Genomic DNA, 12,972 nt, shown 5'->3' on the forward strand with positions numbered 1-12,972 from the left:
AGCGCCACGTCGTCGGCCGCGAGCGCGCCGTCTGCGCCGGTGACGAGGCCCGGCGTCGCGGAGCCGGCGGAGCCCGGTGAGCACCACCCGGGCCGGCAGGCCGGTCCGCTCGGCCACCGCCGGCGTGCTGGTCGCGCCCAGCACGATCGCCGCGAAGATTCGTCGCCGTCCGTCGTCGCCAGGGCCCCGGCCAGAGCATGCGCGGTCACGCCGGTCACCCTCTCATCGGTCGTACGCGGACCGCCACGCGATTGTCGGCGCGCCTCAGTCGGCCGGCGGCTGCTCGGCGACCAGCAGCACCTGGCGCAGCAGGTCGGAGAGTTGCCGTCGTTCGGTCGCGGTGAGCGCGCCCAGCAGTCGGCGCTCCTCCGCGCCCTGAATCTCCATCGCCCCGTGCCACGCGGCGTGACCCGCCTCGGTGAGCTCCACGTCCACCCGTCGGCGGTCCACTGTGGACGGTATCCGACGCACGAAGCCCCGCCGCGCCAGCGCGTCCACCCGAGCCGTGATCGAGGCGGGTGCCATCGCGAGGTCGGTGGCCAGGTCCGGCGCTGGCCGGCGCGCTGATCTGGGCCGCCGGGCCCGGCTGGGCGTTCATCCTCGACAGCGCGTCATTCGCGCTCAGCGCCGCGCTGCTCGCACTGGTCCGGATCCGCCACGTGCCGGTGCCGCGCCGTTCCGTCCTCGCCGACCTACGGCACGGCTTCGGTGAGGTACGCGCCCGCGACTGGTTCTGGGCCAGTCTGCTCGGGCACGGCATCTGGAACGGTGCCGCCGCCGTGCTGATGACCCTCGGGCCAGCCGTCGCCATCGACCGCCTCGGCGGCGAGACAACCTGGGTGCTGCTGTTGCAGGCCGGCGCGATCGGGATGCTCACCGGGTCGTTGCTGGCCGGGCGGGTCCGGCTACGCCGACCGGTGCTGCTGGCCAACCTCGGGCTGGCCTGCTACGCCGCGCCGCTGTTCCTGCTCGCCGTCGCCGCGCCCGCCCCAGCGGTGATCGCCGCCTACGCCGTGGCGCTGACCGCCCTGGGCTACCTCAACCCGGTGTGGGAGACCGTCGTGCAGCAGCACTTCCCGCCGGAGGTGCTGGCCCGCGTCACCTCGTACGACTGGCTGGTGTCGCTCGCCGCCACCCCACTGGGCTACGCGCTGGCGCCGTTGGCCGCCGACGCGTTCGGCACACCCGTGCCGCTGACCGTCGCCGGCCTGTTGGTCCTCGCCTCCTGCGCGGGCACCGCGCTCGTCCCCGGGGTACGCCGACTCACCTGGGCGCCGGGCCCGCAACCGCGATCCGTCGAACCCGTCGGCGTCCGCTGATCGGGGTCGGGGCGTCGACCACACCACACGGAGGCCAGCGTCAGGGGCCTGGCGTGCGATGTGGTCGGTCAGCCGCCGTCGCGGGTCCGCGCGACGAAGCGCCGCCACGACTGCGGGCTGACGGCAAGCGTCCCGCCGTCGCGGTCCTTCGTGTCCCGGACCAGGACCACACCCGGGAGGTTGTCGGCGACCTCGACACAGTTGCCGCCGTTGCCGCCGCTCTTCGTGCTCTTCCGCCAGCGCGCGCCGGTCAAGTCCATGCTGCTGCCGCTTCTCTGGGGAGTGCCAGGGAACGCCCTCGGGGCAGCGCCTCTCCGCGAATCCGCTCCCACCGTCGCTCCAGATTAACAAGGTCCGATGGCTGGTCGAGGATCTGCGCCTGGGCCGCGCTGTCGACGTGCGCGACCCGGGAGCCGTCCGGCATGTCGGCGATGGTGAACGGACCGTCCAGCCCGGGGTAGCTGGGCGCGTCCGCCGGCACGATGTGCAGTTGCACGGTGCCCGCCTCGGCGGACCCGAGCAGGCGCGCGAGTTGCGCGGCCATCAGGGCCCGGTCGTCGCCGACGCGCCGGCGCAGCACCCCCTCGTCCAACACGGCCACCAGCAGCGGCCCACCGCCTGCCCGGCTGAGGATCGCCTGCCGGCCGATGCGCGCCTCGGTGAACTCGTCGACCGCCTCCGCCGTCAGCACCCCGCCGGCCAGCGTCGCCCGCGCGTACGCCTCGGTCTGCAACAGGCCAGGCACCCACGCCAACTCAAAGGACCGCAGCGTCACCGCCTCGCGTTCGAGGTCGACCCACGGCCGGAACCACACCGGTTCCCGGCGGCGGCCGGCGTCCGGCCACAGGGTGTCGATCTCCTTGTCCAGCAGACCCGCGACGGTCGCCCGGTGTCGACTCTGCGGAATGTGCCCCGGATTGGCCCAGCGGGCGACGGTCTTCGGATGCACACCGAGCCGATCGGCGAGGCTTTCGGCGGTGTGACCCGCCGCGGCGAGCGCTGCGACAAAGGCGTGGTTCATGCCGTCCTCTCCTGGTGCAAAGCGGCTGCGATGAAGAAATAACGTAACTCTGTGTGTTTGTCCAGCAACTACCGGCAAAGTGCGGTTTAGGCGGCGCGGCCGGCAGGGATCCGAACCCGGCGGACGCGTCAGCGGGGCCGCTTCCGGCGGGCGAGCACTCCCGGAAGCGGCCCCTTCCCAGCCGCGCGAGCAGAGGAAGAACCGGTGCCGGACAAGCAGGAGAGGCTCAGGGCCGGGGACGTGGTCCTGCTGACCGCCGCCGCGAGCGTGCAGTTCCGCACCCCGATAGTGGTCCGGGTCATCCGCGAGATCCCCGACCGGCACACCTACCACGGTTGGCTCTGGCTCGACGCCTACCAGCTCAACAGCAAGGGCGAGGCGGTCGCCCGGCGGGAACTGTTCGTGCTGCGCGCGGGCCTGCGGTTGCCAACCTCGCGGCGTGGCCCGCCCGCACCGGTCCGACGTCGCGCCACCGCGTGGGTCCGCTGAAGCATCGTCCGAACCCTGCGGAGGATGGGCGGGCTCATCCGGAGCAGCACGATGCGGGAGACTGACGGCGTGACGACGCCTCCGGATGAGGCCGACCGGATGAGCCGACCACTCCGGCTGTTCGTCGCTGTGCTCTCGACGGTGGGCCCCATCGCCCTGTATCTGGTGGTCACCGCCAAGGTGCGCGCCATGCCGGAGCCGTTCACCGGCACGCGGACCGCTGTCGACCTCCCGACGCTCGTCCTGAAGGGAGTGGTCTTCTTCGCCCCTCTCGACCCCATGACCGCTCCCATCATGGACCCGGCGACGCCGCTGCTCCGTTGGGTCGTGATCCTGCTGGTCGGGGTGGCGACCTACCTGGCGTGTGGCCTCGTCACCCGGCGCACGCACCCGTTCGTCGCGGCGACGACCGGCGCGGTCGCCGCCCTGACCGCCACCGCGGTCGGGGACCTGCTCTGGTGGGCCACCCTGGTGCTCCGCGTCCGCCTCACACCCGCCGGCTGGTACGCCAACGCGGCGCTGGATCACTCCACGCTCCTCGCCAGCGCGCACCTGTCGCTGGCCGGCTGGACGTCCGACGCCCTCTTCCTCGGCTGCCTGGTGGCTCTGATGAACGCGAGCCTGGTAGGCAGCGCGGGCCTCGCGCTGGTGCTGATGGGCCGGCTGAAGAACAACACCGGCGAGGAGGCGGACGAGGACGCCGAGCCCGCGGTCCGCGTACCGCTGATCGGCGACGTGCGGGGGCGCGGCGCGAACCTTGCCCTGGCCGGTGTTCTTCCGGCGCTGGTGCTCATGCTGATCAACGGCACACCGGCGGTGTGGGACAGCTATTCGGGGCGAGGCTACCTGGGACTGCTCCGGGAGTTCCTGTACCGCCCCGCCCTGTCGCCGCCGCCACGCGTACCCGATGATCCGGTGTACCGGCTGACGCACGGGGTCGACCCGAACCCCCTGTCGATGGACCTGTGGACGCACAGGTCGGTGCTCGCTCTCGCCATGTTGCTGGTGCTGTGGCTCCTGCTCTGGGCGGTGCTCGCCGACCTGCCGAGTTCCGGATACCGCCTCGGGCTCGTCGTCGTCTGTTGGGGTGCGACGATCGCGGCGTCCGCGCTGACCGCGACCTCCGACGTCCTTGTCGACTGCGCGACCACCAACTCCCCGACCGGGTGCACGCCCTGGGAGTCCCTGGGCGACGAATTGACCTCCTCGATGCGCTTCGGCGCCGCCTGGGGTTGGCTCGTCGCGCTACCCGTGCTGCTGGCCCGCCGGCTCCACGACACCGACACGTCCACCGACACGCCGGAGGCACCGGTCCATGAGTGCACGTAACAGGCGCCCCCGTCGCCGCAAGGTCCCCGCCCCGGCCCCGTCGCCCACGGCGGCACCCGTCGCCCTGTGGAAACGTCCCGTCACCTGGCTGCTGACGATCGTGGTCGGTGCGGTCGGCACCTGGATCGGCGCCGTCATCCTAAGCATGATCAACCAGTGGAAGCCCGCGAACGAGCTGGCCGAGGAGTTGGCCGGCCGGGGCCCACTCGTCGTCCTCGACGTGCGGCACATCCCCTACCCGCAGGAGGGTGCGCTCGGCTACGCCTACCCCGCCGACGCCGACCTGGCTCGCCTGGACTCCGCACGGCCGAAGGATCCGGCCGTCGAGGCTGGCGCTGTCGACATCGAACGGAGCACCTGGGAGATCACCCTCGTCGGCACCCGCGACGAGGCTGTCGAGGCCGTCGACCTCCGGCCCGTCCTCGTGGAGCCCTGTAGCGCCCCGATCGGCGGGATCCTGGAGCCCAACGAATCCCAGGGCGCCTCCGACAAGGTCGTCCTGGTGACGCATGTGGATCGGCCGAATCCCCGCATGCTGCTCGTCGAGGACCAGAGTGACAAGCAGGCCGAGACCCCGTTCTTCGCCACCCACAAGATCACTTTGCCCAAGGGTGAGAAGAACGTCATTCAGGTACGAGCGCTCAGCGCCGAGCAGCACTGCCGATGGCGACTGGAGGTCGACTACCTCGCCGACGGGAAACGCCAGACCACCGTGGTCTCGGCGCCCGGCGACAAGCCGTTCGAGGTGACCGGGCGCGTGGACGACTCGGCCTACAGCTGGGTCTACCTCAGCCCGATCCACGACTGCCGGCCAAGGACGGCACCAAGACCGACCGGCTCCGCATCACCGGCGCCGAGTACGCGCAGATGCTGCGCGACAAGCGCACCTGCCCCTACTGAGAGCCGGTCGCCAGCCGGGCGTGCCGGTGCATGTCGTGCCAACCGTCGGCGTGGCGCACCGACGCGCGGGCCACGCCCTCAGCGGTGAAGCCGGCCCCCGTGGCCACCCGGCAGGACGCCACGTTGGCGGTCGAGTGTTCCAGGGCCAGCCGGTGCAGACCGACCCGCGTGAAGCTCCACCCGGTCAGCGCGAGCAGCACCTCGGTGGCGACCCCCCGACCACGCGCCGCGGGCACCACCCAGTACGACACCTGCGCCGACGCCTCGGCCAACTCCACGCCCCGCAGCCCCACCTGACCGACCGGCCGGTCGTCGGCGTCGGCGATCGCCCAACTGGCGGCGGTCTCGTCACGCCACCGCCCGGCCCACTGCGCCACCCAGGCCCGCGCCTCGTCGTCGCTGTCCAGCCGGCGAACGTGCCAGCGCTGGATCGCCGGGCAGTCGAAGGCCGCCCGGACGGCCGTGGCGTCGTCGAGACGCCACGGCCGCAGCGCCAGCCCGGGGCGTACCGGAAGACGGGGTTGGTCCTGGGCGCCGAGGGTGCCAGCCGGCAGGGCGGGCGCGACGAGCAGTGGCATCGGCCCATTATCGAGCCGGTGGCCTACTCCCCGGTCGGCCCCCCGGCCAGTTCGGCGACCACGTCGAGGTGGCCGAGGTGCCGGGCGTACTCCTGGACCAGGTGGAACAGCACCCGTTCCAGCGACGCCGGGTCCGCGCCGTTCCAACGCGGCCCCGGTGCGCCGATCTCGGCCAGGTCGTGGGCGCCCACCACCGCGCTGGTGTGTGCGCCCTGCGCGCGCAGCGCCGCCACCAGGTCGTCACGGGTCTGGTCGGGGGCGACGTGCCAACGGTCCCCCTGGCGGTCACCCCACGGCTCGGCGACGTCCCGGCCCTGGAAACCCCACTCGATCCAGCGCCGCTCGACGTGGCGCAGGTGGGTCAGCAGCTCCAGCGGGGTCCACCCGGACGGCAGCCGGCTGCGCCGCAGCTCCGGCTCGTCCAGCGCCGACACCTTGGCCACCATGGACTCCCGGAAGTAGTCCAGGTAGCGCAGGAAGACCTCGGTGCGGCTGCCGGCCGGGGTGGTCGGCTCGGGAAACGACGTCATGACCCGGTCGGTAGGTCACGGCCGCGCTGACGCACCCCCGCGCCGCCGTACGGGTAGTCGCCCACCGGCGGCGCGCTCGCCTCGTCCAGCCGCCGCATCTGCTCGGCGTCCAGGACCAGGTCGGCGGCGGTCAGGTTGTCGTCGAGCTGCTCGATGGTGCGCGCGCCGAGGATCACCGAGGTGACCGCCGGTCGGGCCGCCAGCCAGGCCAGCGCCACCGCCGACATGGACACGCCCCGCTCACCGGCGATCTCGCGGACCGCGTCGAGCACCCGCCAGGTGCGCTCCTCGGCGTTGCGACCCGCGTACGCCTCGACGCCGCGCTCCGGGTTCTCGCCGAGCCGGGTCGCGCCGGTGGGCGCGCTGTCCCGCTGGTACTTGCCGGTCAGCCAGCCACCACCCAGTGGCGACCACGGCAGGATGCCGATGCCCTCGTTCTCGCAGACCGGCACCAGCTCGAACTCGATCTCCCGAGCCAGCAGGTTGTACTGCGGTTGCAGGGTCACGATCGGGGTGAGGTTGAGGTGCTGGGTGAGCAGCGCCGCCTTCTGCAACTGCCAACCGGTGAAGTTGCTGACCCCCGCGTAGCGGATCTTGCCGGCGCGCACCGCGTCGTCGAAGAACCGCAGCGTCTCCGGCAGCGGGGTCAGCGGATCCCAGGCGTGCGCCTGGTACAGGTCGACGGCCTCGACGCCCAGCCGGCGCAGGCTGGCGTCCAGCGCGCGGGTCAGGTGCACCCGGGACAGCCCGGCGTCGTTCGCCCCCGGCCCCATCGGGAACCGCCCCTTGGTGGCGATCACCAGCCGGTCCCGCACGTCGGGCCGGGCCCGTAGCCACCGCCCGACGATCTCCTCCGAGACCCCCGCGGAGTAGACGTCGGCGGTGTCGACGAAGGTGCCACCGGCCTCGACGAACCGGTCCAGTTGGGCAAAGCTGCCAGCCTCGTCGGTCTCCGCGCCGAAGGTCATCGTGCCCAGGCACAGGGTCGACACCACAGTGCCGGTGGCGCCCAGATTGCGATAGCGCATATCGTCCTTTCGGTCCGAGGAACAAAGCCGATCTTCGCACTCGTCCCGACCACCCGCACACGGGACAGTGCCGAACGCCGGCACGGGCACCCACGCGGCGACGCCGCCGGTCATCATGGGCCCGTGAGCGAGCCCGCGATCGACATCGACCGACCGCACCAGCCCACCCCGCCGCCGTCCACGGCGCTGCCAGCCGAGTCCGGCGCGCCCACCCGCGGCCCGTGGCTGGTGGCCGCCGCCACCACCGTGACGCTGCTGCTGGTCGCCAACCGCTACGGCTACCACCGCGACGAGCTGTACTTCCTGCTCGCCGGCCGACACCTCGACTGGGGCTACGTCGACCAGGGCCCGCTGGTGCCGGCGCTGGCCCGGCTGCTCGACAGCATCGCGCCGGGCAACCTGGTGGTGCTGCGTACCCCGTCGGCGGTGCTGGCCGGCGGGGCGGTCCTGCTGGTCGCCGCGATCGCCCGGGAGCTGGGCGCCGGCCGTGCGGCGCAGCTCTTCGCGGCGGTGCTCGCCGCGCTGTCCGGGATCGTGCTCGCCGGCGGTCACCTGCTCAGCACCACCACCGTCGACCTGCTGGTCTGGCTGGTGGCCGCATGGTGCGCGGTGCGGTTGCTGCGCACCGGTGACAGCCGTTGGGCGCTGGGTATCGGGCTGGCGCTCGGAGTGGGCATGCTCAGCAAGCTGCTGCCGGCGTTGCTGGCAGTGGGCCTGGTCGCCGGGGTGCTCATCGCCGGGCCACGTCGGCTGCTGCGCGACAGGTGGGTGCTCGCCGCCGCCGGGATCACCGTGCTGCTGGCCGCGCCGAACCTGATCTGGCAGGCCGCCAACGGCTTCCCGCAGCTCGGCGTGGCCGCCTCCATCTCCGACGGGGACAGCTCCTACAGTGGCCGGCTGGACGCGTTCACCCTCCAGTTCGTCATCATCAGCCCGTACGCCGTACCCATCTGGATCGCCGGCCTCGTCGCGCTGCTGCGCCGGCCGGCGTGGCGGGCGTACCGGGCGGTGGGGTGGGCCTGGCTGGTCGTCGTCGGCATCGTGCTGATCGCCGGCGGCAAGGGTTACTACGACGCGCCGCTGCTGCTGGTGCTGACCGCGGCCGGTGCGGTGGTCACCGCCGCCTGGGCCTCGCGCGGGTCGGTCCGGCTGCGGCGCGGTCTGCTGGTGCTGGGCGCGGTGCCGTTCCTGCTGCCCACCATCGTGTTGCTGCTGCCGGTGCTGCCCGCCGAGCGGTTGCCCGCCTTCGTGGTGGACGTCAACTACGACGCGGGCGAGACCATCGGCTGGCCGGCGTTCGCCGACTCGGTCGCCGCCGTCCACCGCGGACTGTCGCCGCAGGAGCGCTCACGGGCGGTCGTCCTCACCGCCAACTACGGCGAGGCCGGCGCGTTGGCCCGCTACGGCCCGGCCCGTGACCTTCCCCGGGCCTACTCCGGGCACAACAGCATGGTCGACTTCGGCCGGCCGCCGGCCGACGCGGACGTGGTCGTCGCCGTCGGCTGGGAGCGCCCCGACCGGCTCACCTCCTGGTTCGAGGAGTGCTCGGTCGCCGGGCGGGTGGATCAGCGGGTCGAGGTGGAGAACGACGAGAACGGCGGCCCGATCCACGTGTGCCGGGGGCTGCGGCGTCCGTGGGCGCAGATCTGGGACACCGAGGTACGCCACACCGGCTGAGGTCAGCCGGCTTTCTCGCCGGTGAGCCAGGTCTGGATGCCGGCCAGGGCCTCGGGGCCGGAGTTGGTGTCGACGTCGCGGGCGAGGTCGGCGATGGTGACCGCGGCGAGGGCCTGCCGCCAGGCGTCCTCGGCCGCCCACATCGCGCGGGCGACGGGGCACGGGGTGGTGCAGGAGTCGGCCGGCGTCGCGAACGGGCCGCGCTGGCGGATCTCCGTGCAGACGAAGCTCGGGCCCGGGCCGTCGACGGCCCGCACCACGTCCAGCAGCGTGATGCTCTCCGGCGCGCGGGTCAGCACGTACCCGCCCGACTTGCCCTGCACCGAGTGGATCAGGCCGGCGCGGGCCAGGGACTGGAGCTGCTTGGCGAGGTAGCTGGCAGAGACGTCGTGCAGCTCCGCCAGCTTCGCCGCCGGAACGGGCGTGCTGCTGGCCGTGAGCACCACGCAGCAGTGCAGCGCCCACTCGACCCCGCCGGACATCTTCATAACGTCACCCTAGCCACCCCATTACTCGGACTCATTCTGTCCGAGTATATTTCTCGGACAAGGGAGATCCGAGTTTGGCCGCGCAGCCCGCGAGTCGGACAGACGATCACAAACGTCACGGGAAGGCACACAGCCATGAAGATCGCCGTACTGGGTGGGAGCGGTCTCATCGGGTCCCAGGTCGTCACGATCCTGCGGGACGCGGGCCACGAGGCGGTGCCGCTCTCGCCGTCCACCGGGGTGGACCTGCTCACCGGGCAGGGCCTGTCCGACGCGCTCGCCGGCGCCGAGGTCGTGGTCAACCTGACCAACTCGCCGACCTTCGACGACGCCTCGCCCGCCTTCTTCCGGACGACCATGGACAACCTGCTGGCCGCCGCCGCGCACGCGGGCGTCGGACACGCGGTGGTGCTCTCCATCGTCGGCGTCGACCAGGTGCCCGACCTGGACTACTACCGCGCCAAGGTCCTCCAGGAGGATCTCCTCAAGGCCGGCCCGGTTCCGTACTCGATCGTCCGGGCCACCCAGTTCTTCGAGTTCGTCGAGGCGATCCTGTCCTGGACGGCCGACGACACCACCGTCCGCCTGCCCAGCACCCCGGTGCAGCCGATGGCCGCCGCCGACGTGGCGCAGGCCGTCGCCGACGTGGCCATGGGCGCGCCGCTGCGCGGCATCCGCGACGTCGCCGGCCCCGACGTCTTCGCCCTCGACGAGTTGGGGCGGATCACCCTCGCCGCCCGCGGTGACCAGCGCACCGTCACCACCGACGACAGCGCCGGCATGTTCGCCGCCGTCTCCGGCGACGTCCTCACCGCCCCCGACGACGCCGTCATCGCCCCCACCGGCTACCGCGACTGGCTCGGCCGCCAGTCCTGAGTCGCCTGCCGCCCTGCGCGCCACCGTGGCGCGCAGGGCGCGGCCGGTCCTCAGCCCGGCACGGCCCGGGACCGCCACTCGTCGGCCAGGATCGCGAAGACGAACTGGTCGGCCCACTCCCCGTCGAACAGGTAACTGCGCACGTGGTGCGCCTCCCGGCGCATCCCCAGCCGGGTCATCAGCCGGGCGGAGGCCTCGTTGCGGGCGTGGCACCGGCCGTAGACCCGGTGCAAACCGGCCTCGTCGAACCCCCAGCCCAGCAACGCCGTGGCCGCCTCCGTGGCCAGCCCACGCCCGCCGTGCTCCGGGTGGAACACGAACCCCAGCTCCGCCGTGCGGTCACTGTCGCTGCGCCACACCAACTCCACCGTCCCGATCACCGTCGCGTCGCGCACCACGGCCAGCGTCAGGCAGTCACCCTCCGCGCGGAGCGCGTCCTCACCCGCCATGGCGCGCACCGACGCCCGCGACTGCTCCCGGGTACGCGGCTCGGCGCCGAGCATCCAGCGCACCACGTCGGGTCGGCGCTGGTAGGCGTACACGTCGTCGAGATCGTCCAGGGTGACCGGACGCAGCGTGAGCCGCGCCGTCCGGATCGGGTAGCTGGGCTGGAACATCGGACGATCCTAGGCGGTGTCCTGCCGCGGACACACCCACGGGACCGAGCCTCGCGGGCTGCTCGGCGGTGCCCGTCGCCAGCGGACTAGCCTCGGCGCTATGCCGGACTCCCGCGTGCTGCGCATCGGTACCCGCAACTCTCCGATGGCGCTGGCCCAGGTCGATCGGGTCCGCGCCATGCTCGCCGACCGGCACCCCGAGGTCACAGTGGACGTGCGCTCGATGTCGACAAGCGGCGACCGCTGGCTCGGCGACCTGGCCGCGCTGGGTGGCAAGGGGGCGTTCACCAAGGAGGTGGACGCCGCCCTGGTCGCCGGGGACGTCGACCTGGCGGTGCACTGCGTCAAGGACGTACCCGGGGACGGCCGGCGCCGGCCGGCACGGTGCTGGCCGCCTACCTCAGCCGCGACGACGTCCGGGACTGCCTCGTGCACCCGGGCGGCCTGCGCATCGAGCAGCTGCCCGCCGGCACCCGGATCGGCACCTCCGCCGTCCGGCGGGTCGCGCAGCTGGCTCTGCACTGGCCGCAGCTGGTGCCGGTGGCCATTCGTGGCAACGCGAACACCCGGCTGGCCAAACTCGACGCCGGGGAGACGTACGACGCGCTCCTGCTCGCGGTCTCCGGCCTGCACCGGATCGGGCAGGCCGACCGGATCACCCACCCGATCGGCGTCGACACGATGGTTCCCGCCGTCGGCTCCGGCACCCTGGTCCTCCAGTGCCGCGAGGATGACACCCGCACCCGTGAACTGGCCGCGAGCCTCAACGACCCGCGAACCTGGCAGGAGACCATGGCCGAGCGGACCATGCTGCACATCCTGCAGGGCAACTGCCACTCCCCCATCGCCGCGCTCGCGCGCACCGAGCCCGACGGCCGTCTCGGCCTGCGGGCGCGGGTGATCAGCCTCGACGGCAAGACAGTGCTCGACGTGCACGAGTGGGCGGCGGACCCGATCACCCTCGGCACGTCCGTCGCCGCGGCCTGCTCCGGCAGGGCGCCCGCGACCTGCTCAACCAGCCTGCCTTCGGGGCCGGGCCGGTCTAGCCCCGCGCTGCGTCATTCCGGCGGGTTGCCCGCAGGATGCCGTTGAGGCCCTCCTCGAACAGCACATCGTCGTTCCACCGGCTGTGGTCGAGGTGGCCGGAGGCGTTGAGGGTCGGGTAGGCATCGCTCAGTGCGGCGATCTGGTTTCGGGCTGCGGCCCTCGCCTGAGGGTCGGCAGTCTGATGCCAGGTGGCTTCGGTGAGTGCGGCGCCGATGACGTAGTTCGCCAGCATGCGGGTGGCCACCGCGAGCTGGAGCCCGTCGAGCCCGCCGCGCACGAGTGCTGCTTGCAGAAACTCGGTACGGGCCAGGACGTTGGGTCCGAGCATCGGTCGTCCCACCAGGCTCGGTGTCCAGGGATGACACAGCATGGCGGCGCGCCAAGCTCGGGCGAGAGAGCGAATATCGTCGATCCAGTCGTCGCTTGGTTCCGGAACGGGCACGTCACCGAAGATCCGGTCGACGGCCAGATCCAGGACGTCGTCCTTGGTCTTCACATGCCAGTACAGGGCGGTGGACGTCACGTCGAGCTGCTGGGCGAGGCGGCGCATCGTCAGGCCCTCGATGCCGTGCTCGTCCAGCAGGGCCACCGCTGCGGCCACGATGCGCTCGACGGTCAGCGGCAGGGCTCGTCGTGGGCGCGCTGGCTCAGCCCGCAGCCAGACCGACTGGGTGCTGCGGCTGTCCCGTCGCCTGGTGGGGTGCTGCCCGGGGGTAGCGGGCTCCGCTGTGCTCATGCTGCCAATCTAGTGCAGCGCACAATCAACTTAACAACGGTAAGGTGATTGAACGACGTCCACTGTCGAGGAAAGGACCGCGTCATGCCTCTGCTCCGGGTCCACCTGGACAGTGACCGGATCACCGCTCGCCGCGTCATGCGGCTGCATCAGGCAGGCAAGGTCCACCACGAGTCGCGGGAAGCCGCCCGCGAGCAGGTATGGCGTCACGGCCGCACGCCGGCCGGTGACCCGATCTTCGTTGGCATCACGAACGGTCGGCGTCACGTGCAACTGCTCTACGACATCGAGGTCCACCCCGACACGGAGCACTGAGTCGCGCCCACAGGTCGTCCGC

Annotated in this window: 17 protein-coding genes and 1 pseudogene; 9 read left to right on the top strand and 9 right to left on the bottom strand. The window is 72.3% G+C overall.

What is annotated here, in order from left to right:
• Positions 1-264 precede the first annotated feature (264 nt).
• Positions 265-525 carry a MarR family winged helix-turn-helix transcriptional regulator gene (locus JM949_RS12865; protein WP_203148700.1) on the bottom strand — a complete coding sequence of 87 codons (261 nt, stop codon included), beginning with the start codon at positions 523-525 and terminating at the stop codon, positions 265-267.
• On the opposite strand from JM949_RS12865, the gene JM949_RS12870 reads away from it, so the two are divergent.
• Positions 519-1,319 carry an MFS transporter gene (locus tag JM949_RS12870; RefSeq protein WP_203148701.1) on the top strand — a complete coding sequence of 267 codons (801 nt, stop codon included), beginning with the start codon at positions 519-521 and terminating at the stop codon, positions 1,317-1,319. The genes JM949_RS12865 and JM949_RS12870 overlap by 7 nt on opposite strands.
• A gap of 68 nt (positions 1,320-1,387) precedes the next feature.
• Here JM949_RS12870 and JM949_RS12875 read toward each other — a convergent pair whose 3' ends face one another.
• Both JM949_RS12875 and JM949_RS12880 read right to left on the bottom strand, forming a co-directional pair.
• Complete coding sequence (locus tag JM949_RS12875) at positions 1,388-1,579, bottom strand: DUF397 domain-containing protein (protein ID WP_203148702.1); 192 nt, start codon at positions 1,577-1,579, stop codon at positions 1,388-1,390.
• Positions 1,570-2,340 carry a DUF5753 domain-containing protein gene (locus JM949_RS12880; protein WP_203148703.1) on the bottom strand — a complete coding sequence of 257 codons (771 nt, stop codon included), beginning with the start codon at positions 2,338-2,340 and terminating at the stop codon, positions 1,570-1,572. The genes JM949_RS12875 and JM949_RS12880 overlap by 10 nt, the downstream gene beginning before the upstream one ends.
• Positions 2,341-2,544: 204 nt before the next feature.
• Between JM949_RS12880 and JM949_RS12885 the strand changes: the two genes are divergently transcribed.
• The 3 genes from JM949_RS12885 to JM949_RS12895 all read left to right on the top strand — a co-directional run bounded on the left by JM949_RS12885 (position 2,545) and on the right by JM949_RS12895 (position 5,146).
• Positions 2,545-2,829, top strand: a complete 285-nt coding sequence (locus tag JM949_RS12885) for a hypothetical protein (RefSeq protein ID WP_203148705.1) — start codon at positions 2,545-2,547, stop codon at positions 2,827-2,829.
• Positions 2,830-2,928: 99 nt separating this feature from the next.
• The gene (locus JM949_RS12890; protein WP_203148706.1) at positions 2,929-4,158 is read left to right on the top strand and encodes a hypothetical protein; all 1,230 of its coding nucleotides are present in this window, start codon (positions 2,929-2,931) and stop codon (positions 4,156-4,158) included.
• Positions 4,145-5,146, top strand: a complete 1,002-nt coding sequence (locus JM949_RS12895) for a hypothetical protein (RefSeq protein WP_203148707.1) — start codon at positions 4,145-4,147, stop codon at positions 5,144-5,146. The genes JM949_RS12890 and JM949_RS12895 overlap by 14 nt, the downstream gene beginning before the upstream one ends.
• On the opposite strand, the gene JM949_RS12900 is transcribed toward JM949_RS12895, so the two are convergent.
• From JM949_RS12900 to JM949_RS12910, 3 genes are read right to left on the bottom strand one after another with little or no spacing between them, the layout of a single operon-like run.
• Complete coding sequence (locus JM949_RS12900; protein ID WP_203148708.1) at positions 5,052-5,636, bottom strand: GNAT family N-acetyltransferase; 585 nt, start codon at positions 5,634-5,636, stop codon at positions 5,052-5,054. The two genes, JM949_RS12895 and JM949_RS12900, sit on opposite strands and share 95 nt — an antisense overlap.
• A 23-nt stretch (positions 5,637-5,659) precedes the next feature.
• Positions 5,660-6,166, bottom strand: a complete 507-nt coding sequence (locus tag JM949_RS12905) for a mycothiol transferase (protein WP_203148709.1) — start codon at positions 6,164-6,166, stop codon at positions 5,660-5,662.
• The gene (locus tag JM949_RS12910) at positions 6,163-7,194 is read right to left on the bottom strand and encodes an aldo/keto reductase (RefSeq protein WP_203148710.1); all 1,032 of its coding nucleotides are present in this window, start codon (positions 7,192-7,194) and stop codon (positions 6,163-6,165) included. Before JM949_RS12910 ends, JM949_RS12905 begins: the two co-directional genes overlap by 4 nt.
• 123 nt (positions 7,195-7,317) lie before the next feature.
• Between JM949_RS12910 and JM949_RS12915 the strand changes: the two genes are divergently transcribed.
• Entirely contained in the window at positions 7,318-8,871 is a 1,554-nt protein-coding gene (locus JM949_RS12915; protein ID WP_203148712.1) for an ArnT family glycosyltransferase, read from the top strand.
• A 2-nt stretch (positions 8,872-8,873) separates the two neighbouring features.
• Here the strand turns inward: JM949_RS12915 and JM949_RS12920 are convergent, their stop codons facing one another.
• A complete protein-coding gene (locus tag JM949_RS12920) occupies positions 8,874-9,359 on the bottom strand; it encodes an RrF2 family transcriptional regulator (RefSeq protein ID WP_203148714.1) in 486 nt (161 codons plus the stop codon).
• A 135-nt stretch (positions 9,360-9,494) separates the two neighbouring features.
• On the opposite strand from JM949_RS12920, the gene JM949_RS12925 reads away from it, so the two are divergent.
• Complete coding sequence (locus JM949_RS12925; protein WP_203148715.1) at positions 9,495-10,235, top strand: SDR family oxidoreductase; 741 nt, start codon at positions 9,495-9,497, stop codon at positions 10,233-10,235.
• Between the two features lie 50 nt (positions 10,236-10,285).
• Here JM949_RS12925 and JM949_RS12930 read toward each other — a convergent pair whose 3' ends face one another.
• Positions 10,286-10,852, bottom strand: a complete 567-nt coding sequence (locus tag JM949_RS12930; protein WP_203148716.1) for a GNAT family N-acetyltransferase — start codon at positions 10,850-10,852, stop codon at positions 10,286-10,288.
• Between the two features lie 178 nt (positions 10,853-11,030).
• Between JM949_RS12930 and JM949_RS38550 the strand changes: the two are divergent.
• Together JM949_RS38550 and hemC are read left to right on the top strand one after the other, a co-directional pair.
• A pseudogene (locus JM949_RS38550) lies at positions 11,031-11,153 on the top strand (hydroxymethylbilane synthase); the annotation flags it as partial.
• An 83-nt stretch (positions 11,154-11,236) separates the two neighbouring features.
• Positions 11,237-11,944 carry a hydroxymethylbilane synthase gene (hemC, locus tag JM949_RS12935; protein WP_309232140.1) on the top strand — a complete coding sequence of 236 codons (708 nt, stop codon included), beginning with the start codon at positions 11,237-11,239 and terminating at the stop codon, positions 11,942-11,944.
• Here the strand turns inward: hemC and JM949_RS12940 are convergent.
• Positions 11,895-12,635: a TetR/AcrR family transcriptional regulator C-terminal domain-containing protein gene (locus JM949_RS12940; protein WP_203148717.1), complete on the bottom strand. Its 741-nt coding sequence runs from the start codon at positions 12,633-12,635 to the stop codon at positions 11,895-11,897. The genes hemC and JM949_RS12940 overlap by 50 nt on opposite strands.
• Positions 12,636-12,719: 84 nt before the next feature.
• Here JM949_RS12940 and JM949_RS12945 point away from each other — a divergent pair, with 84 nt between their 5' ends.
• Complete coding sequence (locus tag JM949_RS12945) at positions 12,720-12,950, top strand: hypothetical protein (RefSeq protein ID WP_203148718.1); 231 nt, start codon at positions 12,720-12,722, stop codon at positions 12,948-12,950.
• Positions 12,951-12,972 lie beyond the last annotated feature (22 nt).

Source organism: Micromonospora tarensis, assembly GCF_016803395.1.
Taxonomy (GTDB): Bacteria; Actinomycetota; Actinomycetes; order Mycobacteriales; family Micromonosporaceae; genus Micromonospora; species Micromonospora tarensis.